Consider the following 26595-nt stretch of genomic DNA (forward strand, 5'->3'; position numbering starts at 1 on the left):
TCACCGTTCTCCGCATTTCAATGCGGAAGCTGCGGGATAGGTGAGATCCCACAGGCAAAGCCTGGGAGGCTCACTGCGCGGCCGCTAAAAGCGAGTGCCTGGAGCGGAAATCAATACTCATGATCAAAAGCAGCAATATATTCAAAAACAGCCAAAAACTTATATAAGCAATGAGCCAGCTTATGAACGGCGAGTAAAGACCCGTATCGGCGAGTAAATCCTAAGATCGGATAGTAAAATCATCTTCCGGAGAGTAAAAAATTGATTTCGGATAGTAAAGGCTGTGGTTCGGATAGTAAAAGCCTATATTTGCACAATTAAGATAAGGAGAAGAGGAAAATTACATGCTCTTATTCCCTTTGCTTGTAAAAAAAGCATTTATACTAAAGGGTGCGTTAGTTGAAGTCATATATGGCGGAACCAATCTATAAGCTTCTAATTTGATATTTCAACTATTTCTTTGTTATAATAAGCTGTTTATAAATATCGAGGAGGCACATTACATTAATGTCAGTAGAAATAGGAAGTAAGGTTCAAGGCAAAGTAACTGGTATCACTAATTTTGGAGCATTCGTAGAATTACCTGGAGGAACAACAGGTCTTGTGCATATCAGTGAAGTTGCTGATAGCTATGTTAAAGATGTAAATGATCATTTGAAAATTGGCGATATGGTTGAAGTTAAAGTGTTAAGTGAGAAAGAAGGGAAGGTTGCCTTATCCATTAAGCAAACCGTAGATAAACCTGAAGGGCAATCTTCTTATAAGCAGCGTCCTCGCCCAGCTCAAGGAAGAGGGAATGATCGTTCTAATGGAAACTTTAAACCACGAGAAAGCTTTGAAGATAAAGTGTCTCAATTCTTAAAGAGAAGTGAAGAGAGTTTAACTTCTCTAAAACGCAATACTGAAGGAAAACGAGGTGGAAGAGGAGGAAGACGTGGTTAATTTGCTGTCGTTTTCATTTCTTCATCATATAGGTTAAAGATCAGCCTATAAACTGAATTGCCTTCTTTATTGTGTTGTTATGATTCTTTATGGTAACTCAGAAATAAGATAGACTTTTATTGTAAAGCATGCCAAAGAATCAAATAATATCAAGAGAATTAGAAATGCCTCAAGTATTCTTAAAAGACCGTTTAGATAAGAAGAAAGTTCTAGAATAAAGGACTGAATGAACAGGTGTATTACCAACTACGGGTAGTGCACCTGTTTTTTAAAATAAAAGAATTACTCCGGAGTTCTCACGATGAGGTTCCTTTTGATATTGTGAAGGATTACCTTTAAACTGCCATAATAAAAAACCAGAAAAAAGGCATAAAAAAATAGACAAAAAGTTTGTCTGTCATTTTGGCGGCTTTTTTCTTATTATGCTAACGCGGCAGGTTAGTTTTAAAGAGTGAAACACATTTTATGGGTTTTAAAATGGGGATTTTATAAGAAGAATTGGGACGGAGGGACGATTATGGAGAATTATGCCCCTCCCAATAATAAGAAATTAACGAGAAGTATTCCTTGATTATATTTATATCCGTTGAAAGTCTCTTAAAGCATCTTTCAGTTTACTAAAAGTTTTACAATTTTTTAAGGTTAATCCCAATTTGACAATTATTTGAGCAATTTCAGGACGTATTCCTGTAATTGCAGATTCTATACCTAACAAGCTAAGTGTGTCTACTATGATAAAGAGTTCACTCGCGACATACTCATCAATTGCTGGGACACCGGAGACATCGATTATTAATACATTTAATTGAAGTTGACTTGCTTGTCTTATACTTTGTTCTTTAAGTATAGATGCTCGTTCCGTGTCTATATTTCCTACTAAAGGAAGGACACCAATATCATTTTCTACAAGTGGAATTACCGGAACACTGATTTCCAGAATTTTTGCCCTATGTTCAGCAACTAAACGATCATGGAAAATTTTATATTGTTCTGTGAATATTATTATGACTTCATCGAAAGTTTGGTTAATGATAATACAGGCATTATTAAACTCTTTTATAGTGAGAGATGGAAATTCTAAAGCATATAGTTCAACTCGTTTTAAAAAAATGGTTCGAAAGACTTTGAAGTGGTTGATAACTTCAGAAATCGGAGTATTAGATGTAGCTCTGTTTCTTCCTATCTGTTCCGCCCAATTTATAACAGTTCCCATTCCAATCAATCTATCTGCTATTACTGTGATAAAATCTTGATTGTTCTGAAACAATTCTTGAGTCTGAGTCTCAGATGCATCTTTAGAGTAAATGGAATCTTCAATTTTTCTGGAACTGAGCCATTCTAAAGTCATATCTTTAGCTGAAAGCTTTATGTAATCATAAAGCTTTTCCTTGAAATTCACCATATTTACTCCCTTGGTACTTTTTTAAGACTATCATACATCATTTATTCAAATAAAAAAAATCATAATACTTAGGAAACATAAATAAAGACCTGCTTCCGCTTAGCAGAAACAGACAATTAATATAAGTTTTTTACATATTGAGGTCCAAATTAAGGGAGTTAATCTATTAGTTAAATAGAAAAAGGAGGATAACTCATGGAAAACAAGCGATCTATCATTATCACAGGCGGGGCCAGCGGGATCGGCCGTGCGGCTGCTTTAAAATTTGCTTCTAAAGGAGATTCGGTGACGGCAGGGGATTTTAATGAGGAGCTTGGTGAAGAAACAGTTGATCTGATTAAATCAAAGGGCGGAGACGCTATTTTTGTAAAAACAAATGTTTCTATCTATGAGGAGGTAGAAGCACATGTTGAAAAAGCTGCCGAGGTTTTTGGCAAAGTAGATGTGATGTTCAATAATACAGGTATCGGACGAATCACACCGGTCCTGGATCAGAACCTTGAGGATTACCACAGTGTCATTAATGTGAATCAGCATGGAGTCGCACACGGAATCATCGCGGCTGGCAAAAAAATGCGCGAATTGAAGACCGAAGGAGTCATCATCAATACCGCCTCTGTCTTTGGCTGCCTGGCTTCTCCTGGAATCCAATGAGCAGATGCTGCAGCAAGGCACTGGAGGTGCCATCTTCAATTGCGGTTCCATCTACAGCTTTGCCGGCAAAAGAGGCGTCACTGCCCATCTTCAGCAAAAGGCGGGGTGGATTACACAGTCCCCTGGCATTGATTATGCGAAAGACGCCCATCAGTGTGAACGAGGGGAGAGGACCTGGGCTGCCAAGAAACAACTGATCAGCCTTCACCTTATGGGCCGCTTGCAGGGCAGAGGAAGTGGCAAAAGCTGTCCTGTTCCTCTCAAGCAAAGATGCATCATTCGTTACAGGCACTACACTTCTGATAGACGGCGGCTGTCCAGCTCAATACTGAGGAAGGAGACGGTCCTGAGTGGTCTCCTTTTTTACAGCCGGTTTAGGTCTTCCTGACGGTTGATGTTGATGAAAACAAGATTGCCTTCTTCAAAAGGGACTTCCTGGACTTTGATCCGCTCGAACAGGAGGCGGACCTTCCGCCCGCCATCATGAAGGATAGACTCCATTTCGCCAATGCAGCTATGGTGATACAGACCAAGAAGGGGGTGCATTTTATCACCCTCAACGGGAATGACAGCCTGGGTTCCTTCCTCAATAAAAGATAAAAGATACCGGACAAACTCAGGGGTGACAAATGGGATGTCACAGGATAAGACCAGGTACCAGTCCGCCTCGTCTGCAATCATCGCATGATGCATGGCATACAGCGGGCCTTGATATTCAGATCCGCTCTCTACTACAAACATCACTTCATCATCGCGCCTGAATTGCGGGATGAGTGAGTGATGGGCCGCTATGATGACAGAATCCAGCTCATTCTGCTTGATAGCATCCAGACTGTATTCATAGAGAGGCTTTCCCCTGTATTCCTCGAACATCTTTGGCTTCCCGAACCTTGAGGACCTGCCCCCAGCCAGTACTATGCCTGCTATTTTCATGGCTAATCTCCTTCTCCGGCCAAAATGCTGGTTGTTGTATGTTTTCCCTATCCTAACGCATATCATCCTTATACGACAACTTGGCAGCTATGATAAAAATTAAACATTCAACAATCTGCCACATCTTTTTTCCATATTTTTCATTTATAATGAATGCATGGGGTGATTCAAAATGCTAATGGTAAGAAAAAACAGCGGACTATTCTGGTATACACTGTTAATACTCCTAATTCTCTTCTCAAATTTTCTGCTGTATCGTCTGCCTTCTATTCAGCCTGTCCCAGATGGAGCAGTGGCTGGTTCTCTCATGGATCTTATGCTCGTCATTCCGCTCCTAACGTACATCTTTGTATTTAGAAAGAGATATTCACTGAAATACATAGGATTTGTTGTGCTAGCGGGTTATGCGCTGGCACTGGTTATTATTCCAGGCAGTCATATGCAGTCATTTCCTTTTGTGAGGTATGCTGCTGTGTTCTCAGAAGGGCTGCTCTTTCTGTTTGAAGCCTTCATTCTATTCCAAATACTTTCCAGGATCCCAAAGTTGAAAAAAGAGTATAAAAGATTAAGTGGTAAAGACTCTTTATTTCTATATAACCTAAAAACATCCCTGGATACACATCTGCCGGACAACCGGGCGCTTTATATCTTTCTCTCTGAGCTGTCCATTTTCTACTATTCTTTATTTTCCTGGCATAAACAAGTGAAAATCACACAGGGAATGCCGTTCACTTACCACAGGAAGACTAGTACAATTGCCGTGTATGTCATGCTGATTCATGCGACGGTCGTGGAATCAATCGGGCTGCATTACTTTTTACACCAATGGAACGAAATAGCAGCGTACATTCTACTGTTTTTGAATATTTATGGAGTTCTTTATTTTATCGGTGAAATTCAAGCATCCAGATTAACTCCCTATATTTTGGATGATCAGCGGTTATATGTGCAGACTGGTTTGGCAAAGAGCATGGATATCCCGCTGGATAATATAAAACAGTTCAAAAATTATGAGGGTCCGGACAAGTTTACAAAATTAGAATCAAGAACCCTATTTGATGCCAGGGCTGCTGATTTTATTGTAGAAAAACCAATGTTTGAGCTGGTTCTGAAAAAGGAACAAGACGTCACGTTGATGTTTGGTTTGAAAAGGAAAGTGAACCGGGTTGTCCTGAATGTGGATGAACCTCAGAGTTTTTATGCTGAAATGCAGTCAAGGTTAAAAGAGGAGGTGCCGGTAATTTGAGGGCAGCTAGATTCAAATATAAAAAAACCCGGTTCCAGAAACAGACTGGAAAGCGGGTTTTCTTGTTAAGCAGCTGTATTCAGAGCTCTTCTGCCTGCAGCCCGTACCCCGATATAGATGGCGAGCAGGATTACGATCAAGAAGCTTGAGAAGCCAAAAGCGGCATTATAGCTGGTGTGGACAGCCACATTACCCATGACTGCTGCACCCAGGGCCATGCCAAAGTCCATGAAATTCAGAGTCATGGCGTTCGCTGTTCCTTTTTTATCAGGACTCACCCGGCTTACCGCCCAGGCCTGGAAGGTCGGCTGCATCACACTATACGCAACTCCGTAAAAAATGGCGGCCGCGCACAGCATCGGGAAGCTGTGGGTCATGGTCAGCAGGACCAGGCCGGTGATACCGCAGATGCTCGCCGTGTAAACCAGGAATCTGTGTCCAAAACGGTCATAAATTTTACCGGTAGCCGGCCTTGTTAAAATCATCATACCCGCAATGATCAGAAAGAATAGGGAGACCCTTCCGCCAAAGCCGTTGGCAGCTCCAAGGCCGTCGATGTAATTGACGATTCCTGAAAAGGTTACATAAAACAAACTGACCAGAATGCCCGGCAGCAGCGCCCTTTTATCAAAGGCATATGCCAGCAGATTGGAATTCCGGACTGGTTTAATGGAAGGTTCATTTTTCTTGCTCTGAATCAGCAGGCTGGCTGCAAGGGACAGAATAATCAATATTAGTGTGAACAAAAGCAGGTTGTTGAAGGATGAAGAATGGACAATGGTAAGTGCTGCCATCGGACCGAAAGAGGTACCAAGGCTTGTTGCCATCCCAAAAAAGCCGATTCCTTCACCAAGCCGCCCGTCCGGGATCATGCTGGTGGCCAGGGTGGCAAGCAGGGTAGTAATGATTCCGAAGCATATTCCCTGAAGGATACGAAGTACAATCAGGACTGCAAAGGTTTCTTTGCCAAAGCTTGCTATGATTGTTGCCAAAACGAAGAACATGGAAAGAATGAGGGTCATTTTTACCTGAATTTTATGCATAAGAATGCCGATGAAGGGACGAGTAAGGATGGCAGCGAGCATGAATGATGTTGTCATCAGGCCGCCTTTTGATGGTACCTCCGTAATTCCGGTGACAAAGGCCGGGAATCCACCCATCAATGCCTGAAGGCTCAGGAAGAAGATAAAGGTGATAAGGATGATCAGTGTATATTGTCTTGTCCAAAGTTTGGAGTGCTGTGCTGTGTCTGGCTGTGTCAATGGTATTCCTTCTTTCTATAACGTTTACGGTTATTTCAATTTCCTTATATTGTCCTGGAGAGTGTGCAGGGTTTCCATGAAGGTTTCGATTTGTTCTTTTGACAGGCCGGCAAGGATGTCTTCATAAAGTTCCTCTATAAGCGGCAGGGCAGTATTTACCAGGTTTTTCCCTTTGTCGCTGATTTCAATCAGGTAAGAACGCCTGTCCTCAGGATTTGGCTTTCGAGAGATGAGGCCATTGTGTTCCAACAGGTCAAGGATCTTGGTCAGGGTTGCCTGATCTTTGTCTGTTCTTATGGATAAGTCCTTCTGATTAATCGTGTCGACAAATGAAAGATGCTTTAAGACTGTCCACTGTTCCGCTGTTATCCCATATGGTTTTAACGTTCCGTTTACCAGGCTCCTGATCATTTTGCTCGTCGTGGAGGCCGTGAATCCAATTTCGTCTTTCAGCATTTCCTTCAGCTCCTAATGATTTCCTTTGTTAAGTATATACGAGGATATTGTTGGTGTAAATATAATTTGTATACAAACAATTAAGCTGTAGTGAAAAAGAGGATAGTATGATAAGCTGTATGATTGAGATATCATGGATAAAAGGATGGAAGTAAAAGTGAAAAAAGTGGAATATATTTACACCTATGTGGCGATGGAAGAAGAGCGCTCACTTTGCGAACTTGAGATGCGCTCTTTTTTTGGCCCAGGCGAGTATACGATGGTCATCAAGAATGATATCCGGATTGACCCAAGCAGAAGTCCGTTCATGAAGGAGCGGATTGAGATCATGTTTGAGGGGGAGAGCTGGGAGGATTTTTTGGAGCCGGCTAAAACTCTTTATACGGAAGAGAAAACGTTTAAGGTTCAGTTCGCCAAAATCCAGGATCCCGGTTTCAAGGTCTCCTATGAACAACGACTTCATATAGAGAGAAGCATCGGCTGGGAAATGCCAGGGGATGCTGATATTAAGAATCCGGACATCCTGTTTGGAATCGTGGTATATGAAGGAAGATGGTATTTCGGGCGCATGGAACAGAGCACGGCGGTCTGGCTGCATCATTTAAAAAAGCCGCGTGAATATTCGACGGCTCTGAGCACCAGGGTTGCAAGAGCTGTTGCCAACATTGCTGTGCCGCACCCCGAAGGAATCAAGGCTATTGATCCCTGCTGCGGAATCGGTACTGTGCTGGTCGAGGCATTGTCGATGGGGATTGATATTGACGGCCGTGACATCAATCCGCTGGTTACGGATGGCTCCCGTGAGAATATCGCGTATTTTGGTTTGGCAGGGAATGTGACGACCGGGCCGATTTCCGAGGTGGATAAGGAATATGATGTGACGATCATCGATATGCCATACAACCTCTATACCCATGCCACCCCCGAGGATCAGCTGGCCATCCTGAAGCATGCCCGCCGTTTTTCAAAAAAAGCGGTCATCGTGAGCATTGATACCGTAGACTCCATGATCAAGGAAGCCGGTTTTGTAATCAAGGACCGCTGTGTAGCACGCAAAGCCAATTTCGCAAGACAGGTTCTTGTATGTGAATAAACAGTTTCAGGATGTCTGAAAGGAAAAAAACGGCCATACCTGTTACTATATGTCAGAGATACAGTGCTAATTAAAGTAAGGGAGAAAGAAATAATGAAAAGTAGAACTTCAGTTATGATCAGCATAGTCCTTGCCATGCTGGTGGCATCAATGGACACGACGATCATGAACACGACCATGCCGATCATTGCCGATGAACTCGGCCGGTTCGATCTGTATGCCTGGTCGTTTGCATCTTATATGATTACCACCACCATCCTGTCGCCAGTGGCCGGCAGGCTATCCGATCTGTTTGGACGGAAAAGGGTATTCGCAGCGGGAATCCTTTTATTCCTGGCCGGATCCCTATTATGCGGTATTTCAGGTTCCATGCTTCAGCTTGTTATCTTCAGGGCTGTGCAGGGAATCGGAGCTGGTTTCATGATGCCTTTCCCGGCCATCATAGCAGGCGATTTATTTTCAGTTGAAAAGAGGGGGAAAATTCAGGCGCTGTTCACAGCGATGTGGGGTCTGTCAGCTGTACTGGCACCGCTTCTTGGAGCCTTTTTCATCGAATATATGACCTGGAGATGGATCTTCTTCATCAACCTGCCAATTTGTATCATTGCATTCCTGACCCTGCTGCCTTATGAGGAACGATACCAGCCAAAGCGGGCATCCGTGGATTATGCTGGGGCTGCCCTTTTTGCGGCTGGCGTCTCACTGCTGCTGCTTGTGACCGTAATCAGCTCAGATCAGCTGGTCTACATTGCAGGCGGGCTTGTGCTGCTGGTCATCTTCTACTTTTTTGAAAAGAAGCAGCCTTCGCCCATAGTGCCACTATCGCTCTTTAAAAACAAAACCATTTCCTGGATCAACATCAACGCTTTGATCGGGACACTTGCCCTATTCGGCACTTCAAGCTACATTCCGCTGTTCCTTCAGAATGTAGCAGGGATGTCATTATTCCTGAGCGGCGTCGCCCTGCTTGGGACAGCCATCGGCTGGATGGCAGTCGCGGTGCCTGCCGGAAAATGGATCCTGAAATACGGATACCGGATCCTGCTCATTGCAGGCAATGCGCTGCTGCTGCTGTCAGGACTCATGCTGATCCTCCTGAATGAAGGACATGGATTCTGGTATGTATTTGCGATCATGACGGTCCAGGGGCTGGCATTTGGCCTGCTCTCGACAGTCGGCATGATCGGAGCCCAGCAGCTGGCCGGGGCTCATGAAAAAGGGATTTCCACCTCCTTCTTCATGTTCTGCCGCAACATGGGTACCGCCGTCGGCGTGACCATCATGGGTGCCCTGCTCACAAACGGCCAGACCGCAATGGATGGCATTCATCATCTGTTTATATTTGGCTTTATTGGCAGCATCCTGGCACTGATAACTTCTTTCTTCATCATGAATCAAGCAGGCAGCGAACGCAGTGAAGCGGCGGCTGCCCGCCATTAAATCTTAGAGGAAGTCCCGGAAGATTGGGACATCCTCTTTTTTTATCAGCAGAGCGGATGTGTAGAATGCGCAGAATTGTACAAAAGAGATGCGTTTGATCCACATAAGTTTTGGGCGTTTTAAGCTCGTTTACTCAGATTTTTAGCTTATATTCCATCAAAAGCGACCCAGTTAACTGGCAAGAGGATGACTAAATCGATCTTGAATGCGTATTCCTAGCCGGATGGGCAGATTTACTTGCGAGAGCGGCCGGTTTACTTGGGGAGCGGGCCGATTTATTTGTGTAACAGCCCTATTGACAGGTTTACAGCCTCTTTTTTCGCGGTATGGGTAATTGAAGGAAGAAACAGCAGGCATGAAGAATATATTAAGGAAAAGTTAAGAAATTAGAGTTATCTTAGCTCAATGAAAAGAATACATTAAGATATCCCAAAGGGTATGAGGAGATGGAGTATATGATTTATTTAATCAGTGCAGTTTATGCGGCGGGCATCATTGGGGCCGTCATGCTGATCAGGAAACGTTCAATGCTTGCCATTCCGGTGATTGCTGCCGTGATTGGAATTGATTTGATCCTGGGCGGGACGGCACTCAGCTCCCATTTAGCCTCTGCAGCAGCGGAATACTCCGGGGCCAGTTATATTGGATTGTCCTTTGTACTCCTATTGACCATGCTTATCGTATAAATCTGCATCTTTACTCAGCCCGCCTTTGGCGGGTTATTTTATTTTCTGATCACGTTAGTTGCTTAAGTGGTCCACTATCCGGTAAAGTACTGATAACCATACATACATACTTCCGCTTTGGATATAAGGCCTAAGGAGGAAAAGACATGAAATATAATTTCGACGAACATATTCCCAGAACAAATACAGGTTCAGTGAAATGGGATCAATCTGAACAGCTTTTTGGCGACAAAGATATTTTGCCAATGTGGGTGGCTGACATGGATTTCAAGGTGCCGCAGCCTGTCATAGATGCCCTGAAGGCAAAAGCAGAGCACGGAATCTTTGGCTATACGGGCGGAACTGATTCCTATTGGGACGCCGTCATTGACTGGATGAAGACAAGACACCATTGGAATATCCAAAAAGAATGGATCAGCCATGCACCAGGGGTGGTGCCGGCTTTAAATATCATTGTTCAGGCATTTACATCACCTGGTGACGGGATAATGATCCAAAGCCCTGTTTATCACCCATTCGCCAAAGTGGTTGAAATGAACGGGCGGGAGCTGACAGTCAATCCGCTTCAGAACGAGGCTGGCAGGTACACTATGGACTTTGCTGATTTAAAAGAAAAGTTGAAGCCTGGTGTTAAGATGCTGATTCTTTGTTCACCGCACAATCCCGTTGGCAGGGTATGGAGTGAAGAGGAGCTGCGGGAGCTGGGTGAGATCTGTCTTGCGAACGATGTGCTCATCGTATCAGATGAAATACATGCAGACCTGGTGATGCCGGGCTGCAGGCATAAGGTCTTTGCTTCCATTAACGAGGAGTTTGAGCAGAATTCAATCATCTGCACAGCACCAAGCAAAACGTTTAATCTGGCGGGGCTGCAGACGTCAAATATCATTATTCCAAACGCCGGCTTACGGGAGAAATTCAAGAAATGCATGGTAGAGCACTTCCTTGGGTCCATGAACACATTCGGAATTGCGGCGGCAGAGAGTGCCTACCGGGAAGGCGCTGACTGGCTGGATCAGCTGCTGGAATATCTGCAGGGCAATTACGACTATATAAAAAAATTCCTGGAAACACATTTGAACAAGCTCATCGTTTCCCCGCTGGAAGGCACCTATTTGGTATGGGTAGACTGCCGTTCGCTCGGGCTTGATGCCAAGGAGCTGGAGCAGCATATGAAAAAAGAAGGAAAAGTGGCGTTCAATCATGGATATATTTTTGGAGAAGGCGGAGAAGGCTTCCTGAGGATTAATATTGCCTGTCCGCGTTCCATTGTTGAAGAAGGCATGAAGAGGCTGGAGAGGGCAGTTAATGCATTATCATAACCACTAATCATTATAGTTGTGAGCATAGCAAAGCAATTTTGCATATAAAGTGTGCGGTATATTCTTAAATAAAATGCCCGCGCCCCAAAAGTAAGAGGTGAAATCTAACTTTTGGGGATTTTTGATGTAGTTGAGTGATATTAAGAAGCGGCTTTTCTCTTTCTGCTTATTGTCAAACTGCCTGCTTAGCCTTGAAAGTGAGGGTCCCAAAATCCTATCAAACAAGGCATTTAGAGAGCCTGATTGCCCTCTAAATGCCTTGTTTATAGAATCTTTATGATAATTTTTTTGAAGTTAAGATAATATCTTCAAATTTCCTGCCCCACATGATGTTTGCCTTAATTTTGTCCTTTTTCTTAAAATCAGTACAATTTTCCGACATCTTTTCTCGCCGCTTTTGTTTTGATTATTAACCAGGTACGAATTGGTATACTCTTCATACATACCGTCTTTGAAGTCCAATCTGAGTATTATATTGGCATCTTTGGGTGAATTTTCTTTCCCGATGTATTGAATAGTGGAGTATGTAAATGACCGTCTGCCTTTGTGACCATAAATGTGATGTCCCAAAACTTGCTTTTGCCCTCATATGTAATTTTTTCCGAATGTGAACACGACGCCAGGAAAACTGAAAGTACTAACAAAAGTATCAACAAAGGTTTTCGCATATAAACCCCGCTTTTTATCGCTATATTACCATTTATATCCTTTTTTCTTCTACAACTTCTAATAATCTCAATGTTAATCGTAAATTTTGGAAAAACCATTCGATATCAGTGGAAGAAATATACTGCTTTTATAGAATAGATCCTCCCGAGGGAGGATCTATTCTTTCTCACGATTTAAACAGCTCAATACCACAAGCCTCCAAAATCGCCGCAGGAATAAAAAACCGCGCTGTCACGAGCGGGTCGACAATCTGGCTGATTTGTGCCTGGCCGGCAGCACTGAAAAGCATGGTCAGTTCGTTCAAGGACAGGCCGGCATGGGGAAGAAGGAGATGAAGCATTTCTTCCACTGCTGTTTTTACTGCTTCATCCAGTGTTTCAGCTGAAACCAGGATAGCGGTACCTTCTTCGTTAATGACGAGCGGATGGGTGAGGGTATGTCCTTTGATGACTTCAAGCGTCACGGTCGCCTTACCCGGCACTTCTATGCCGGATACGCCAATTTCCCCGTCCCCCATGGCTGCATGCATGTCACCGAGGGCAAACAGGGCTCCTTCTGCAAAGACAGGCAGATACAGCTCGGCGCCCGGTGCAATCAGAGTGGTGTCCATATTTCCGCCATGCCTGCCCGGAGTACCGCAGGAGACCGGCTCACCCGGCGGTGCGACGCCGATCACGCCAATCATGGGGTTGATATCAATGGCTATTTTTTCATTAAAAATCGCTTTCTTGTCTCGAATGGGAATCAATTTGGCTTCATATGCATCGAGACGGTGTCCCATCACACCAAGATCGGGTCCGACAGTCATCACGCCGCTGTCCGCTATTTCAATGTCTTCTATCGTCACCTTCAGCACATCGCCAGGCTCGGCCCCCTCAATAAAAATGGGACCTGTGGCCGGGTTGATCTCATCCCAGTTTAGGGACATGAATTCAAGATTGTCCGCATTCAGCTGATTTTTGAAGCAGTCATATGTTTCAATAGCAATGGTTGTACCGGATTTTACCATTTTGACCGGATGATTGTCTTTGCTGAATGCGTAAATGATATCCTTGCAGGCGAGTGTCTCGTTCATAAGCTCCTCCTAATTTAAACAGTTTTGTAAACTATCATATTATATTGCCAGCCAGACTACAATTCATCGAGTGAAAGTTTTGCAGCAATGGAACTGCCTTATGGCTACACTCCATTGCTGCCCTTTAGGTATACTTTAAGAGAGTCAAATACTTAAGAGAAGGTGAGCCTATGATCAGAACAGCATTACTCAGCCGCTGGCATGTCCATGCCGATGAATATGCAGACGCAGCGATGAAGTCCCCCCTGATTTCAGTTGAAAAAGTATGGGACGAAAATCCGGAGCGGGGCAGGGAGTGGGCGGAATCCCTGGGTGTGCCGTATGAAGAAAACCTGGAGAAAGTACTTGCTGATCCGGAGATTGATGCTGTGATTGTAGCATCTCCGACCAATATGCATACAAGGATCATGCTTGCTGCTGCATCCAATAAAAAACATATTTTCACAGAAAAGGTGCTTGCCCTATCTGCCAGTGATGCCAGGGAAATTCTCCAGGAGGTGGAAGAGCACGGTGTCAGGATTGTGATTTCTCTGCCAAGACTTGTGGAAGGATATTACTTATATGCCCAGAAAGCGCTTGATGACGGGCTTTTGGGGAAATTAACGACCATCCGCTGCCGCATGGCGCACAATGGGGCAGTGAGTGAGGGGGAAGGCGGCGGCTGGCTTCCTGCCCACTTCTTTGACAGAGAAGAGTGCGGCGGAGGAGCATTCATCGACCTGGGAGCACACCCCATTTATCTTGCGAACCGAATCTGCGGTCCGCTTTCGGCTGTTACAGCGGTATTCCAGGAACATGGCCATGAGGTGGATGTGAACTCAGCTGCAATCGTGGAGTACGAATCAGGAGCCCTCGCCATCCTGGAAACAGGCTTTGTTTCGTATGGAAGTCCATTCCAGCTGGAGCTTTATGGCACCGAGGGGACGATCATGATTGAAGATAAAGCGGTAAAAATAAAAAGCAGAAAGCTGGGTGAGGATTGGCTTACTCCTGATATCCCTTCTTCCCTGGAGATGCCAATCGATCAATGGGCTGCTTCCATAGCAGGAGGAAGGGAGCCTTCCATTACCGGTGAAGATGCTTATCGCCTGAGCCTTTTAAACGAGCTTGCGTCGATTTCAGCGAGAAAAGGAAGGCGGGTCACGGCAGAGGAGCTGCCAGGATAAAATGGAGATCATGGTGCCTCCCTTCGGGAGGCACCATTCCTATTGGCCCATTTTCACCGGAAAGGAAAAGCCGGCATGTATAAAAACTTAGCGGAGCCGTTTATAAGAGGGGCAAACGGGTATTACTTAAACTATAAAACAAGGAGGTGCAGCATGAAAATCATTTTGTATTTGAGTGTCGCTGTAATAGCAGTTGCATTTGTACTTTTAGTAGTCTACTTAACGAAAACTCTTAAAGCCCTGGAAAAAACGATGTATACCGTATCTGAAACAATCTCCAGACTCGAAAATCAGCTTCAGGGAGTAACAGCCGAAACGGCTCAGCTGTTACATAAAACAAATACCCTTGCTGAAAACATTCAGGAGAAATCAGAAAATCTTGATACCGTCTTTGTGAATGTAAAGAAAGTCGGCAATTCGCTGCAGGGCTTTAACTCTTCACTTCAAAATGTATCAACTAAGGCACAAACAAGAATTGATGGCAGCCAGGACCGTATTGCCGATATCATCAAGTGGACCAATGTCGCCAAGGAACTGCTTGAAAGATGGAAAGAAAACAAGGCAGCCAAAAATTCTGCCAGAATTGAGATGGCATCATCAAACGAGTCTTACAGAAGGAACCTGTAATGCAGCCAAATGACGGAAGGGACATTCCCTTCCGTTTTCTTATGTCTTTTGTTTTATAAGAATGATAGAAAGTTTTATAATATAGGCAGGCAGAAGAGCGAAAGCCAGATGGCCCCTTCAGCCCGGGAGGACAAGAGGGGAGGAACAATTATGGCCGGTATTGCATCCTTAAGGATAGACGGAGAGGAAATAAAGGTATTCAATGCTTCCATTTACATATTCAAGTCCTCTGGCGGCTATAGCCTTGAGCTGGAGTGTGTAGTAGGCGAGATTACGGCGGCAAAATATGAAAAATTGGATAATATGATTGTCGAGATTGAACTGACGAACGGCAGCTATCTTAATACCATCATGCATAAAGGGAATGGAAAGGGCCGGCTTCCGCGACTGCATATTTATTGTGAGCTGGATGACCCTCATGAATATAAGGGTATCCCTGTCATCGATGAGAATGAGGCGGATTTTCCCGATATCGAAGAGGGGCTGTCGCTTGCCGAAATCAGGGAGTATGAAATGCCGATGGTTAAAGTGAAGCTTGCCGCAGTTCTTCCCATAAATCAGGCAGAATGGCTCGGTAAGTTTAAAAAGAAAGAGCTTGAAGCTTTCCTGACGGAAGCCGTTTCTCAGGGGATGAAAAACGAGTAACGCATTTTTTTTTGCAATCGCTTTCTCTTTTCTTTGAAATTAGAAAGTATTTGTTACTATAATAGAGTAGTATAAACAATAAAATAGAGGCAAGGAGCCAAAAAAATATGACCGCTACTAGAGGAGCAAACCTTAATGTAATTCTCCGCCTGGAAATTGATAAAGACAAGGCAAACTTCGGGACCATTGCGACACTGATCAACGGCCTGAAAGGCGACATCATTGCAATTGATGTGATCAGCGAGGGAAAAACCCAGACAGTCCGCGACTTTACCGTAACTGTTTTCGATCAGGAACACAGCGATCTTGTGGTCAGGGAAGTTACGAATATAAAAGGAGTCAAGCTTATCCATGTTTCGGACAGGACCTTCCTTGTCCATCTTGGCGGCAAGATTGAAACAAAGCTGAAAACGCCCATCAAAAACCGTGATGACCTTTCCCGGGTATATACACCTGGAGTTGCACGGGTATGTACGGCCATACATAAGGATCAAACGCTCGCAAACACACTGACAATCAAAAGGAATACGATTGCTGTAATTTCCGATGGCTCTGCTGTGCTCGGCCTTGGAAATATCGGCCCGAAAGCTGCGATGCCGGTTATGGAAGGAAAAGCCATGCTGTTCAAGCAGCTGGCAAATATTGATGCATTTCCGATCTGTCTGAACACCCAGGACCCGGAGGAAATCATCCAGGTGGTCAAAGCCCTTGAACCGGCTTTTGGCGGAATCAACCTGGAGGATATCGCCTCTCCGAATTGTTTCGAGATTGAAAGAAGGCTGAGCGAGGAGCTTGATATCCCGGTATTTCATGATGACCAGCACGGAACCGCTGTCGTGATCCTGGCAGGTCTATTTAATGCACTGAAAGTTGTGGGCAAGAAGATAGAAGATTGCAAGATTGTAGTCTGCGGAATAGGGGCAGCCGGCATCGCCTGCACCAAAATGATTCTGAGCGCCGGAGCAAAAAATGTCATCGGAGTCGATAAAAAGGGTGCCATTGTAAGGACAGAGGAATATGAAAACCAGGAATGGAACTGGTATGCACAAAACACCAATCCGAATCAGGAACATGGACCGCTCTCAGAAGTAATCGGCGGCGCAGATATTTTCATCGGCGTTTCCGGCCCTGGCGTTCTTAAAGTCGAGGACGTGAAAAAGATGGGCAAGGATCCGATCGTATTTGCCATGGCAAATCCGACACCGGAAATCCTGCCTGAGGTGGCAAAGCCTTACGTCAGCGTCATGGCGACCGGCCGCTCGGATTATCCGAACCAGATCAACAATGTACTCTGCTTCCCGGGAATCTTCAGGGGAGCACTGGACTGCCGCGCTTCCTCCATCAATGAGGAGATGAAGCTTGCGGCCGCCAAAGCCATCGCTGACTCCATCAATGAAAGTGAATTGAATGCCGATTATATCATTCCAAGTGTATTCAATGAGAAAGTTGTGGAATCCGTGCGTAAGGCCGTCATCGACGCGGCCAATGAATCCGGTATTGCCCGTAAGGAATACAGCAGAAGCATTAAAGAAGACCCGAATACAAATATATTCTTGTAGAATAGATAAAAGGCAGAGACCAGGTCATTATGATCTGGTCTTTTTTCACATCCTTAATATGGAGTTTAATGCTAATATGTTGAAATATGTTGATATATGATGAAATGAATGAAGGTATGACCAGGGTGAATTTCTCATTCTGCTGCTCTTCCTGATTTTGCTTGTTGCAGGAGGGCAGATACTTTAGAGTTTTCCTGGCAGAGCTGACGATGTACCGGTTTTTTCTATTCAACAGATGGAGGTAAGGAATGGAGTGGTCCTTGTCAATTATGGAGAATTCCGGAGCAGCGATGCCAAGAAAATGGCAGCCGATTCATTCAAAAGACTGTCAGATACATATAATGCCATCGTCTTAAAGATAACAGACAGCAAAGAAGAAGACTGGTACGGCGTGGAAAAACATACATACCCTGTTATCAGCTTTACAGGAGGAGCCATTCTTGATTGATTAAGTTAATAGACAGGCATTTTCAAATTAACCGAAATGCCTGCAGTGGGAGAGTATCCATTTAAGCTTTTTCATTAATCGGCAGTAACTTCATAATGACTGACACGGTTGTCCTTGTTGAAATAAAGCACTAACCAGGCGTCGTCTATGCTGAATAAACCAAATAACCCGGGTTCAGGTCCTAGATTGTATCTTATTCCCTTTCCCTCTGCTGCGGGGTCACTATCTGATCCTAATAATCGCATAACACGCTCCTTGGGCATTCCAATTAGATCATGAGTGGATAATAAATCGTAAACGATATCCATTCTTTCTAAAGGTTCATGATTCCATTTTTCCTGTGTAAACTCATGCCTTTTTACAAACCAAATGTAAATACCTCCAATCAGCACAATAATCGATAATAAGAGAATGAAAATTTTCTTTTTCAAAAGAGTGAATCCCCCAACATGTATTTATTTCCTTTTTTGATCATTTTACCCTTCTTGTATTCTTTTGTGTGAAATTTGCAGAAAAAAGAGTAGATATCAAAATTATGAGGGCCTTTTTGCAGAGAGAATCTCAAGCGTTCGGTACAATTTAGTAATATATTACCAAGGTAAAACGTAGACAAAACTAGAAGTAAGAAGGGAGTAGATAAAATTCGGAAAAATGAAAACGCTTTCTTAACACATTTTTACCTAAATACGCAACTATCTTAATGTAATTGAAAAGGAAGCTTTATATTTTTTATCTATGCTAGAAAGGAAGATAAATAGAGATGGGAGAGATGAACTTGAAAAGAAAATGGATTTCTGCAGTCGGCGCATTGGTAATGGGGATAAGTCTGGCCTCTGGTCCGCTCGCGGCAGCAGCAAAAGAGAAATACCCGGATATCGTCAATGTTTCCCATAGGGGTGCTTCAGGCTATGCTCCAGAGCATACCATCACTTCTTATAAACTGGGAGATCAGCTTCATGGTGATTATATTGAAATCGACCTCCAGATGACCAAGGATGGAAAGCTGATCGCCATGCATGATGAGACGCTGGACCGAACCACCAACGGCACTGGGCTCGTCAGGGATTATACACTCTCCGAAATTAAGGAACTGGATGCAGGCAGCTGGTTCAATGAAAAGTACCCGCAATTTGCAAATCCCGACTATGCGGGACTGAAGGTGCCGACTCTTGAAGAGGTGTTCAAAAAGTTTGGAAAAAACAAAAGCTACTATATTGAAACCAAATCTCCTGAAGTATATCCAGGAATGGAGAAGGAGCTGCTCCGCCTTGTCGACGAGTACAGAATTGACAAAGAAAAGCTGCTGGTCCAGTCCTTCAGTCCGCAAAGTTTGCAGATCATGCACAGCCTGGATCCGTCTGTGAGGCTGATACAGCTCTTGTCCTATAAGAGTACGGCTGTTATCACCGATGCAGAAATTGCTGCAATCAAGTCATATGCAGAAGGTGTCGGCCCCAACTATACCTATCTGACAGAGGACTATGTACAGAAGGTGGTAAACAGCGGTCTCGGAATCCATCCGTATACAGTAAATGACAAGGCAACCATGCAGAAGCTGATTGACTGGGGTGTGACCGGCATGTTCACCAATTTCCCGGATTTGCTTCACGAAGTGAAGAAGGGGAAATAACATAAGGAAAAAAGCCCAGAGATGGGCTTTTTTGTCTTTATATCAGCGTTTAACTTTATAGTGTAACTCAACAAATTGATTAAAAGTCCTGGTGCCTGTTAAGAGAAGATCCAGGTAGTAATCATCCGGTTTGAATAGTGGAATTCCTTCACCGAGGATTTTAGGAGCTATAGTCACGATTAATTCATCCACTAGGTTTTCCTTTAGGAAGGTATGTAATAAATCTCCGCCGCCTACCATCCAAATGCTTTTTCCTTCCTGCTTTTTTAATTTAGCCGTAAAAGCAGAGATATCTTCATTCACGAAAGTAACAGCATTAGTATTTTTAATTTCAGATCGTGAAAAGACATAACATTCTTTATTTTGGTAAGGGAAATTCCCATTCTCATGTTCCATGATCCAGTCATAAGTCCTCTTGCCGAGCAGGATGGTGTCTATCCCATCATAAAATTCTGAGTAGCCATTATCTCCTTCGCCCTCGACATCAAATAACCACTGTAGTGAATCATCTTTTGCTGCGATATATCCATCCAGGCTTTGAGCTATGAATAATACAATGTTTCTGGCGGTCATTTTTTTCAACTCCTTAATAAAAATGATCTCAATTTTTTGGTTTCTCCGTTCTTCTTTAAAAAAGAGACAGTCCAATTCCAAGCTGGACTGCCTCTCGTGTGTTTGTACTTTAAAACTTATTAACGAACGCCCCTCATCAACCCCTGAATTTTAGGGGATAGAGCCAATAGGATGAAACCTAGTACGATGGCTGAAGCACCGATGATTCCGAAGTACGCCATTTCAGTTGCCGGCGTGTAGAATTTAACAAGAAGTGCATTCAATGCCTGCGCAGCGGCACTGGCAAGGAACCAGAGGCTCATCGTCTGAGCTGAGAAGGCTGCAGGAGCAAGCTTGGTTGTAGCAGAAAGTCCAACAGGGGACAGACAAAGCTCGCCAAGAACTACAATCAGATAGCTCAGTACGAGCCATAGTGGATTAACCAAAGCATCTTCTCCGCCGAAATATGCAGGAAGCAGGATGACCAGGAATGATAAACCGGCAAAAAGCAGACCTAGTGAGAACTTTTGCGGTATTGTCGGCTGGCGTTTTCCAAGTCTCACCCACAGCCATGCAAAAACAGGAGCAAGGGTGATGATAAATAAAGGATTCAATGACTGGAACCAAGCCGGGTTAATCTTTATTCCTGCGAACTCAAGCTGTGTGCGTTTATCGGCATAATTTGCAAGGATGGTCGCGCCCTGCTCCTGGATGGACCAGAACATGACTGCTGCCAGGAATAATGGGATATAAGCAAGCAGACGGGAACGCTCATCAGATGTTGTTTTAGGACTGCGATACATAAAGAAGAAGTACATCGCAGGGATGATGAATCCAAGAATAGCAATGATATTAATTAGGCGGGTAATGGTCAGCACGCCTGTAAGAGATGCTGAGATAATCAGGGCCGCAAGGATGACAGCACCGATGCCGATTTTCGTGAATGCAGATTTTCTTTCAGATGGATCAAGCGGGTTAGAAGGGATTGTACCGGCAAGACCAAGATTCTTCTTTTTTGTAAGAACGAAGACAATAAGGCCTAGAAGCATCCCGACTGCAGCAATTCCGAAACCTAGGTGGAAGCTGTAATTCATCCCTACAGTTCCAACGACGAGTGGTGACAGGAAAGCACCGGCGTTGATTCCCATATAGAATATACTGAAGCCGGCATCGCGGCGGTCGTCATTTTCCGCATACATCTCACCAACTACACTTGATACATTGGGTTTTAATAGTCCAGTACCAAGTACGATGAGGACCATTGAGATGAAGAACATCGCCAGGCTGCCAGGGATGGCAAGGACTAAATGTCCAAACATGATCAGTATTCCGCCGTAGAACACGGCCCTTGAAGTACCGAACAATCTGTCAGCCAGCCAGCCGCCGATTATCCCGGACATGTAGACCAGGGAGCCATATATGGAGACGATAGCAAGGGCTGTCTGTTCATCAAGTCCGAGGCCGCCCTTAGAAACCGAGTAGTACATATAGTAAACAAGAATGGCTCTCATGCCATAATAAGAGAATCTCTCCCAGAACTCAGTGAAGAATAGCGTGAATAAGCCTTTCGGCTGGCCGAAAAATCCTTGCTGCGGCACACTATCCACAATTTTCTGTTTATTTATAGATGACATACTTTCTCCTCCTTTTAGTTATTCTATAATAACTTTTTTGTTTAGGGATGTAAATAATATTTTGTGAATTTTAAATACATAATATAAGTTTTTCTGAACTTTTTATTAAGAATTTTAATATTTCAAAATAGTTAGTTTTTAAAATAAACAAAAAAATCCATATAAATCCATTATGTATAATTATGTGATAAAGATTTTTCACTAGATTGTACAGATTTAATAGAGGGAATACACAGCACTATATACTAAGCTAAATATGAAAGCGACTGCAAGTGAGAACCCTTCTTAATAATTTCAACAGCCGGATCAATATCTTGACTGACCATGCGGCTGCAACAGACATACGATGATAGGGAAGGACAAGTTAGAAAATGTGACCGGGGAGGATTTCAATTTGATAAAAAAGCAATTGATAACAGAGGGAAGAAAAGTCAGCTATCTGGAAGTGGGTCCGGGGGATGGGGTTACCGTGCTTTTTTTGCATGGAGTGCCGGAGTCGAGCATGGTCTGGAGTGAAATCCTGCCTGCCGCCGTATCGGAAGGCTTCCGCGGGATTGCACCTGACCTGCCCGGCTTTGGGGACAGCGTCAGATTCAATGAAAAAACAACCTGGGAACGATACGTCGAGTTTGTGTCGGAATTTCTCGATGAACTTTCAATTGAAAAGGTTCATCTCGTCGTCCATGACTGGGGAGGGCTTATCGGGCTTGCGTGGGCAGGCAGCCATCCGGAACGGGTTCTCAGCATCACGGCCTCGAATACAACCATTTCTAAGGACTACAGCTGGCATAAGCTAGCAAAGCTTTGGAGAACACCTGTTGTGGGTGAAGGAGTTATTAAAGGAATGACCGATTGGGAAAAATTCGCCGAAGGAATGAGGAAGTCTGCGCCGGGAATTAATGAGGAAACGCTGCGGGATTTCCACAAAGCCTTCCGCTCACCGGAGTCAGGGGAAGTGGTACTGGAACTTTATCGGTCGGGGAACAAGGACAAGGTCCTGGAATACGAAGGCATGCTGTCTGGTTTAATGGTCCCGGTCTCCATCATCTGGGGTAAGGATGACCCCTATGTGCCGGTAGAGTTTGCTGAAAAATTAAAAGCAGAAACATTGCCCCAGGCAACAGTTCATATCATTCCAAACGTAGGGCATTTCATCCAGATAGAATCTCCAGAAGCGTTCAGCGGCCTGCTTTTAGACCACTTTTAATCTTTTTAAAAATACCAATTAGACTGCTTTGCTAAGCTGCCATCCGGCGGCCTTTTTTTTGCCTGTAAACAGGGAAATAGAACGCGGGTACCAAGGCTGGCCCCTTTGGAAAAGTGGGAAGAAAGGTGAAGCGGCCACAGGGTAAATGGGGGGTGTATCCTTCAAATATCCGCTATAGTACAAGCCATTGTGTTTAATCTACATATGATGTTTTTGAGAATTACTTATCGAAGGGAGTGTTACCTGAATGAGTGATCAAGGTGGCCTAAGCTTCCAGGAAGGGCCGAAAGGGAAGCTGATTACCGGGAATCTAAAGGATTTTCGGGCTGATCCTTTACGATTCTTGAGAGAATTAGCGGGATACGGCGATGCGGTAAAAATCCGGTTTGGTCCAACTGAATCGGTGTGTCTATTGTCTGATCCGGAAATGATCAAACAGGTGCTTGTAACGAAACAGAAATCATTCATTAAAGCGAGAGACATGCGTTCTTTGAAAACAATACTTGGAGAAGGCCTGCTTACTAGCGAGAAGGATCTGCATATGCGGCAGAGGAGGCTGATACAGCCTGCCTTTAAAAAAACGCATATAGCATCTTATGGCCAGGACATGATTGATGTCACTACGGAATATATAACAAGGTGGCACGATGGTGAGGAACGTGTAATTACGCAGGATATGATGGATATAACGCTTGGTATCATCTCTAAAACCATGTTTAGTGTTGATTTTCAAGATGGGCATAAGGTGCTTGGAAAGCCGCTTGAAACCGCTATGAGAGTTTCATCGAGCAGGATGAGAGGTCTTTTTACACCGCCTCTGTGGGTGCCGACTAAAAAAAATCGCATGTATAAAAAAGCAATAAAGGAATTAGATGAAACACTATACCGAATCATTGAAGAACGAAGGAAAGATACCCAGAAACATGAGGACATGCTTACCATCCTTTTAGACGCAAAGGATGAGGAGGATGGAACAGGGATGTCAGATCAGCAAGTACGTGATGAGCTGATGACGATCTTCCTGGCGGGCCACGAAACTACAGCAAATGCCCTGTCATGGACCTTTCATCTTCTCTCTCAAAACCCGGAAGCAGAGCAAAAGTTGTTCGAAGAATTGGATAGGGTCCTGGATGGACGCGAACCTGAGCCTGGAGATTTTACAAAACTTACTTATGCTCAGAATGTAATCTGGGAATCTATGCGAATATATCCACCAGGATTTATAGTGGGGCGCGAAGCGATCGAGGATGTGGAAATCGGGGGACTTCAATTCAAAAAAGGCGACAGCATCATGATGAGCCAGTGGGTCCTCCACAACAAGCCTGAATATTTTCCTGAACCAGATGTTTTCCGTCCAGAACGATTTGAAAACAATTTCATCAAGACCATCCCGGCTTATGCCTACTTTCCATTCAGCGGAGGGCCCCGGGTCTGCATCGGCAACCACTTTGCCTTAATGGAAGCCGTCCTCGTCCTTGCTGTTATTGCAAGCAAGTATAGACTGCGGCCTGCCGATAAAACGACCGTAGTACCTTACCCTTCCATTACACTGCGGCCAAAGGGCGGCCTGCGCATGGTCATTGAGAAAAGGGAAAAATAAGCAGGAGGAGGCTGTACCCTTGTCCAGTAAAAAAGGTACAACTAAGAATCAGAAAAGAGATAGCCGTTTCTTATCACCAGAAGAAATTCGTTCTATAGATTTATGGCTGGAGACGATGTATCGGTATGCATGGAGCCCTTCTATGAGTAAAGCTGAAGCGGCTGTAGACATATTAAACCTTCCATATAAAAAGTTGGGCATAGGGCAGAACAGGATGGTTTTTGATATGGAAAATGGTTTCGTGTTGAAGATTCCCCTCTCTGCTGTCGGAGCTGTCAGCAATAGAAGGGAATTCTATCTATTCAATAGCAGCAGCCCCGAGATAAAACAATATCTCTGTCCCGTTGCTGAATGGGGAGAAGGGTGGGTTGTAATGGAGAAGGCAGACTGCAGCCAGCAGCACCACACTTCAAGCCTTCGGCAGCTTCTAAGTATGCAGAGCAAATTTTTAAAACATAAAATACTTCCCATTGATCTAAGGCCGGGAAATGCCGGCATAAATAAGCAGGGAAAAGTAGTCATCTTTGATTATGGATTATTCGTTCCTTTATAAACGAAAAAGCAGAGAAAAAAAGCAGAGGGGATAACATAATGAGCAAGGAAAGCCAAGAATGGTATCTCGATGCCCTCCGTAGGATGGAAACACAAAAAGAAAATGAGGTAAATCGAAAAATTAAAGATTTTTTGAATCAGCGTGACCTGATACAAAGAGCTCATGAAGAAAACTACTCATTTTCGAAATATGCCAGGGAATTCAAGGAGTCAATGGAAACAATGTCTGCCCTTGGAAACTTCCCTACGAAGAGGGATATCGCAAATATCGCTAAAATGCAGGTGCAAATGGAAGAAAAAATCGATCATATTGAAGATATACTGACCAATTTATCAGAGCGGTTTGAGAAAGAAAGTAAGAGCCGCAAAAAATCAAAGAAGAGGAAAAAAGCCAAGGAAAGCAGGAGTGAAGTAATCACCTTCATTCGCCGGCCAAAAAGGAAAGAGGCCTGATTTATGGAGAAAAAGAGTCTTAAGCCTGAACAGGATTTTATTGCCCGCCTTAAAAAAGCCCGGAGCGCTATTAATTCACCTCTTCCTGAAATGGGAACAACCAAAAGGGAGGCAGTATGGAAGAAAAATAAATCCTCTCTTTGGTATTATGCCCCAAAAAGAAGAAAATACAGCATTCCTGTTTTTATGGTGTATTCATTGATCAATAAGCCGGTCATTCTTGACTTAGGCCCTGGAAACAGCTTGATTGAAGCGTTCATTAATGAAGGCTTTGATGTCTACCTCCTGGATTTCGGCAGTCCTGGTTATGAGGACAGCGATATCGATATTGATGATTATATTCTGGATTATATCCAGCCGGCAGCAAAAAGAGTACTTCGCCACTCTAAAGCCCGAGAACTCACAGTAATAGGTTATTGTCTGGGCGGGACAATTGCCGCCATGTATGCAGCAATTGCACAAGAACCAATAAAGAACCTGATTTTGATTACGCCGCCGCTTAATTTTGACGCTCTTCCGGAGTTTGACGAATGGGTCAGAGCTATGAAAGAAGAGGAAGTCGATTTTACTGAAATTCTGGACTTATTGCATGTTGTCCCTGGCTCCATGGTAAACCGGGGAATATCATTGATGACATCCCCAATCCATTCTTCCATCTACTTATCCTTACTCAGCAACATAGATAATCCAGAATACGTTGGAAAATGGAGAAGATTCAACGAGTGGACAATCGATCATGTTCCTTTAACGTCAGCAGCTATGAAACAAATGCTCAACGGACTGGTAAAAGATAATCAGCTGATGTCACGTTGTTTCAATATCAGGGGCAAAAGGACATCATTCAAAAATATTGCTGCGAATCTGCTTCTCATTGCTGGGAAGGGGGATCAGCTTATACCAGAAGACATGATAAAGCCGGCCATGGATTTATTTGCGAGTGACGATAAAACTTACCTGGCTTTAACCGGAGGGCACACTACATTGAGCAAAACAAATGGTCTGCCTGAATATCTAGATGACTGGCTGCCGCAGAGATCAGGGCCAAGGAAGGCCGAGAAGAACCTTTGAAGAGCAGAACAGCTTTTTAAGGAGGTGATTAAATTGCAAAAGAAAAGAAGAGATAGAATCAGACGTGCTCTTTGCCGCTTACTAAACTGCAAAGATGCTTAGTTACACCCTTTGAGAAGAAAAAGAAGAAAACACTTTAGTCCTTGGAAGCCATCTAATTGAGATGGCTTTTTTTACGAAAATTTCTTGTTGTATATTGTTATCAAAGCCTTGGACGCTTAAATCTTTGTGCTTTTGGGGACCTCTCTTTTCTAAGCACGGTCTTGTGGTAAAT

The 26595-nt window shown here is 43.9% G+C and carries 26 protein-coding genes and 1 pseudogene; 19 read left to right on the top strand and 8 right to left on the bottom strand.

All coding sequences use genetic code 11. From position 1 onward, the window contains the following. Window positions 1-507 precede the first annotated feature (507 nt). The gene (locus V1501_RS08300) at window positions 508-942 is read left to right on the top strand and encodes a S1 domain-containing RNA-binding protein (protein ID WP_409292528.1); all 435 of its coding nucleotides are present in this window, start codon (window positions 508-510) and stop codon (window positions 940-942) included. A gap of 577 nt (window positions 943-1519) precedes the next feature. On the opposite strand, the gene V1501_RS08305 is transcribed toward V1501_RS08300, so the two are convergent. Continuing rightward, on the bottom strand, window positions 1520-2344 hold the full coding sequence (locus V1501_RS08305) for an STAS domain-containing protein (RefSeq protein WP_409292530.1): 825 nt from the start codon (window positions 2342-2344) through the stop codon (window positions 1520-1522). Window positions 2345-2539: 195 nt separating this feature from the next. Between V1501_RS08305 and V1501_RS08310 the strand changes: the two are divergent. Both V1501_RS08310 and V1501_RS08315 read left to right on the top strand, forming a co-directional pair. Continuing rightward, a pseudogene (locus tag V1501_RS08310) lies at window positions 2540-2989 on the top strand (SDR family NAD(P)-dependent oxidoreductase); the annotation flags it as partial. A 245-nt stretch (window positions 2990-3234) separates the two neighbouring features. Continuing rightward, complete coding sequence (locus V1501_RS08315; RefSeq protein ID WP_409292531.1) at window positions 3235-3330, top strand: SDR family oxidoreductase; 96 nt, start codon at window positions 3235-3237, stop codon at window positions 3328-3330. A 31-nt stretch (window positions 3331-3361) separates the two neighbouring features. On the opposite strand, the gene V1501_RS08320 is transcribed toward V1501_RS08315, so the two are convergent. Next, complete coding sequence (locus tag V1501_RS08320) at window positions 3362-3931, bottom strand: molybdenum cofactor guanylyltransferase (protein ID WP_409292533.1); 570 nt, start codon at window positions 3929-3931, stop codon at window positions 3362-3364. 172 nt (window positions 3932-4103) lie between these two features. On the opposite strand from V1501_RS08320, the gene V1501_RS08325 reads away from it, so the two are divergent. Further along, window positions 4104-5177: a hypothetical protein gene (locus tag V1501_RS08325; RefSeq protein ID WP_409292535.1), complete on the top strand. Its 1074-nt coding sequence runs from the start codon at window positions 4104-4106 to the stop codon at window positions 5175-5177. Between the two features lie 65 nt (window positions 5178-5242). On the opposite strand, the gene V1501_RS08330 is transcribed toward V1501_RS08325, so the two are convergent. Both V1501_RS08330 and V1501_RS08335 read right to left on the bottom strand, forming a co-directional pair. Beyond that, window positions 5243-6439, bottom strand: coding sequence for an MFS transporter (locus V1501_RS08330; protein ID WP_409292537.1), 1197 nt, complete (start codon window positions 6437-6439; stop codon window positions 5243-5245). Between the two features lie 30 nt (window positions 6440-6469). After that, window positions 6470-6895 (bottom strand): MarR family winged helix-turn-helix transcriptional regulator, encoded by a 426-nt coding sequence (locus V1501_RS08335; RefSeq protein ID WP_409292539.1) that lies wholly within the window; start codon window positions 6893-6895, stop codon window positions 6470-6472. Between the two features lie 145 nt (window positions 6896-7040). Here V1501_RS08335 and V1501_RS08340 point away from each other — a divergent pair, with 145 nt between their 5' ends. From V1501_RS08340 to V1501_RS08355, 4 genes are all read left to right on the top strand, one after another. Then, window positions 7041-7988: a TRM11 family SAM-dependent methyltransferase gene (locus tag V1501_RS08340; protein WP_409293300.1), complete on the top strand. Its 948-nt coding sequence runs from the start codon at window positions 7041-7043 to the stop codon at window positions 7986-7988. 93 nt (window positions 7989-8081) lie between these two features. Continuing rightward, on the top strand, window positions 8082-9428 hold the full coding sequence (locus tag V1501_RS08345; RefSeq protein WP_409292541.1) for an MFS transporter: 1347 nt from the start codon (window positions 8082-8084) through the stop codon (window positions 9426-9428). Window positions 9429-9883: 455 nt separating this feature from the next. Then, a complete protein-coding gene (locus V1501_RS08350) occupies window positions 9884-10114 on the top strand; it encodes a hypothetical protein (protein ID WP_409292543.1) in 231 nt (76 codons plus the stop codon). A gap of 146 nt (window positions 10115-10260) precedes the next feature. After that, window positions 10261-11436, top strand: coding sequence for a MalY/PatB family protein (locus V1501_RS08355; RefSeq protein ID WP_409292545.1), 1176 nt, complete (start codon window positions 10261-10263; stop codon window positions 11434-11436). Between the two features lie 835 nt (window positions 11437-12271). Here V1501_RS08355 and V1501_RS08360 read toward each other — a convergent pair. Then, entirely contained in the window at window positions 12272-13180 is a 909-nt protein-coding gene (locus V1501_RS08360; protein WP_409292546.1) for an acetamidase/formamidase family protein, read from the bottom strand. A gap of 170 nt (window positions 13181-13350) precedes the next feature. Between V1501_RS08360 and V1501_RS08365 the strand changes: the two genes are divergently transcribed. From V1501_RS08365 to V1501_RS08385, 5 genes are all read left to right on the top strand, one after another. Then, complete coding sequence (locus V1501_RS08365) at window positions 13351-14346, top strand: Gfo/Idh/MocA family protein (protein ID WP_409292548.1); 996 nt, start codon at window positions 13351-13353, stop codon at window positions 14344-14346. 153 nt (window positions 14347-14499) lie between these two features. After that, window positions 14500-14973, top strand: coding sequence for a DUF948 domain-containing protein (locus V1501_RS08370; RefSeq protein ID WP_409292549.1), 474 nt, complete (start codon window positions 14500-14502; stop codon window positions 14971-14973). Between the two features lie 150 nt (window positions 14974-15123). Continuing rightward, entirely contained in the window at window positions 15124-15618 is a 495-nt protein-coding gene (locus V1501_RS08375) for a hypothetical protein (protein WP_409292551.1), read from the top strand. Window positions 15619-15725: 107 nt separating this feature from the next. Continuing rightward, window positions 15726-17177 (top strand): NAD-dependent malic enzyme, encoded by a 1452-nt coding sequence (locus V1501_RS08380; RefSeq protein WP_409292553.1) that lies wholly within the window; start codon window positions 15726-15728, stop codon window positions 17175-17177. A 253-nt stretch (window positions 17178-17430) separates the two neighbouring features. Next, a complete protein-coding gene (locus tag V1501_RS08385; protein WP_409292554.1) occupies window positions 17431-17625 on the top strand; it encodes a hypothetical protein in 195 nt (64 codons plus the stop codon). 74 nt (window positions 17626-17699) lie between these two features. Here V1501_RS08385 and V1501_RS08390 read toward each other — a convergent pair whose 3' ends face one another. Then, on the bottom strand, window positions 17700-18056 hold the full coding sequence (locus V1501_RS08390; protein WP_409292555.1) for a hypothetical protein: 357 nt from the start codon (window positions 18054-18056) through the stop codon (window positions 17700-17702). 344 nt (window positions 18057-18400) lie between these two features. Here V1501_RS08390 and V1501_RS08395 point away from each other — a divergent pair, with 344 nt between their 5' ends. Next, window positions 18401-19255, top strand: coding sequence for a glycerophosphodiester phosphodiesterase (locus V1501_RS08395; RefSeq protein WP_409292557.1), 855 nt, complete (start codon window positions 18401-18403; stop codon window positions 19253-19255). 42 nt (window positions 19256-19297) lie between these two features. Here V1501_RS08395 and V1501_RS08400 read toward each other — a convergent pair whose 3' ends face one another. Then, window positions 19298-19828, bottom strand: coding sequence for a dihydrofolate reductase family protein (locus V1501_RS08400; protein ID WP_409292558.1), 531 nt, complete (start codon window positions 19826-19828; stop codon window positions 19298-19300). A 119-nt stretch (window positions 19829-19947) separates the two neighbouring features. Beyond that, window positions 19948-21441: a peptide MFS transporter gene (locus V1501_RS08405; RefSeq protein ID WP_409292560.1), complete on the bottom strand. Its 1494-nt coding sequence runs from the start codon at window positions 21439-21441 to the stop codon at window positions 19948-19950. A 394-nt stretch (window positions 21442-21835) separates the two neighbouring features. Between V1501_RS08405 and V1501_RS08410 the strand changes: the two genes are divergently transcribed. The 5 genes from V1501_RS08410 (at window position 21836) to V1501_RS08430 (ending at window position 26321) form a co-directional block, all read left to right on the top strand. Further along, a complete protein-coding gene (locus V1501_RS08410) occupies window positions 21836-22648 on the top strand; it encodes an alpha/beta fold hydrolase (protein ID WP_409292561.1) in 813 nt (270 codons plus the stop codon). 247 nt (window positions 22649-22895) lie between these two features. Continuing rightward, entirely contained in the window at window positions 22896-24248 is a 1353-nt protein-coding gene (locus V1501_RS08415; RefSeq protein ID WP_409292563.1) for a cytochrome P450, read from the top strand. 19 nt (window positions 24249-24267) lie between these two features. Beyond that, on the top strand, window positions 24268-24801 hold the full coding sequence (locus V1501_RS08420) for a hypothetical protein (protein ID WP_409292565.1): 534 nt from the start codon (window positions 24268-24270) through the stop codon (window positions 24799-24801). Window positions 24802-24839: 38 nt separating this feature from the next. Continuing rightward, window positions 24840-25253, top strand: coding sequence for a hypothetical protein (locus tag V1501_RS08425; RefSeq protein WP_409292566.1), 414 nt, complete (start codon window positions 24840-24842; stop codon window positions 25251-25253). A gap of 3 nt (window positions 25254-25256) precedes the next feature. Then, the gene (locus tag V1501_RS08430; protein ID WP_409292567.1) at window positions 25257-26321 is read left to right on the top strand and encodes an alpha/beta fold hydrolase; all 1065 of its coding nucleotides are present in this window, start codon (window positions 25257-25259) and stop codon (window positions 26319-26321) included. The last annotated feature ends 274 nt before the right edge of the window (window positions 26322-26595 follow it).

The organism is Paraperibacillus esterisolvens (assembly GCF_046237625.1).
Lineage (GTDB): Bacteria > Bacillota > Bacilli > Bacillales > DSM-1321 > Paraperibacillus > Paraperibacillus esterisolvens.

Coding starts and splice junctions, on each gene's coding strand:
- V1501_RS08340 (WP_409293300.1), top strand. CDS start 7,041: ATGGAAGTAAAAGTGAAAAAAGTGGAATATATTTACACCTATGTGGCG.
- V1501_RS08325 (WP_409292535.1), top strand. CDS start 4,104: ATGCTAATGGTAAGAAAAAACAGCGGACTATTCTGGTATACACTGTTA.
- V1501_RS08355 (WP_409292545.1), top strand. CDS start 10,261: ATGAAATATAATTTCGACGAACATATTCCCAGAACAAATACAGGTTCA.
- V1501_RS08405 (WP_409292560.1), bottom strand. CDS start 21,441: ATGTCATCTATAAATAAACAGAAAATTGTGGATAGTGTGCCGCAGCAA.
- V1501_RS08375 (WP_409292551.1), top strand. CDS start 15,124: ATGGCCGGTATTGCATCCTTAAGGATAGACGGAGAGGAAATAAAGGTA.
- V1501_RS08335 (WP_409292539.1), bottom strand. CDS start 6,895: ATGCTGAAAGACGAAATTGGATTCACGGCCTCCACGACGAGCAAAATG.
- V1501_RS08360 (WP_409292546.1), bottom strand. CDS start 13,180: ATGAACGAGACACTCGCCTGCAAGGATATCATTTACGCATTCAGCAAA.
- V1501_RS08400 (WP_409292558.1), bottom strand. CDS start 19,828: ATGACCGCCAGAAACATTGTATTATTCATAGCTCAAAGCCTGGATGGA.
- V1501_RS08380 (WP_409292553.1), top strand. CDS start 15,726: ATGACCGCTACTAGAGGAGCAAACCTTAATGTAATTCTCCGCCTGGAA.
- V1501_RS08345 (WP_409292541.1), top strand. CDS start 8,082: ATGAAAAGTAGAACTTCAGTTATGATCAGCATAGTCCTTGCCATGCTG.
- V1501_RS08320 (WP_409292533.1), bottom strand. CDS start 3,931: ATGAAAATAGCAGGCATAGTACTGGCTGGGGGCAGGTCCTCAAGGTTC.
- V1501_RS08425 (WP_409292566.1), top strand. CDS start 24,840: ATGAGCAAGGAAAGCCAAGAATGGTATCTCGATGCCCTCCGTAGGATG.
- V1501_RS08300 (WP_409292528.1), top strand. CDS start 508: ATGTCAGTAGAAATAGGAAGTAAGGTTCAAGGCAAAGTAACTGGTATC.
- V1501_RS08430 (WP_409292567.1), top strand. CDS start 25,257: ATGGAGAAAAAGAGTCTTAAGCCTGAACAGGATTTTATTGCCCGCCTT.
- V1501_RS08370 (WP_409292549.1), top strand. CDS start 14,500: ATGAAAATCATTTTGTATTTGAGTGTCGCTGTAATAGCAGTTGCATTT.
- V1501_RS08305 (WP_409292530.1), bottom strand. CDS start 2,344: ATGGTGAATTTCAAGGAAAAGCTTTATGATTACATAAAGCTTTCAGCT.
- V1501_RS08365 (WP_409292548.1), top strand. CDS start 13,351: ATGATCAGAACAGCATTACTCAGCCGCTGGCATGTCCATGCCGATGAA.
- V1501_RS08350 (WP_409292543.1), top strand. CDS start 9,884: ATGATTTATTTAATCAGTGCAGTTTATGCGGCGGGCATCATTGGGGCC.
- V1501_RS08415 (WP_409292563.1), top strand. CDS start 22,896: ATGAGTGATCAAGGTGGCCTAAGCTTCCAGGAAGGGCCGAAAGGGAAG.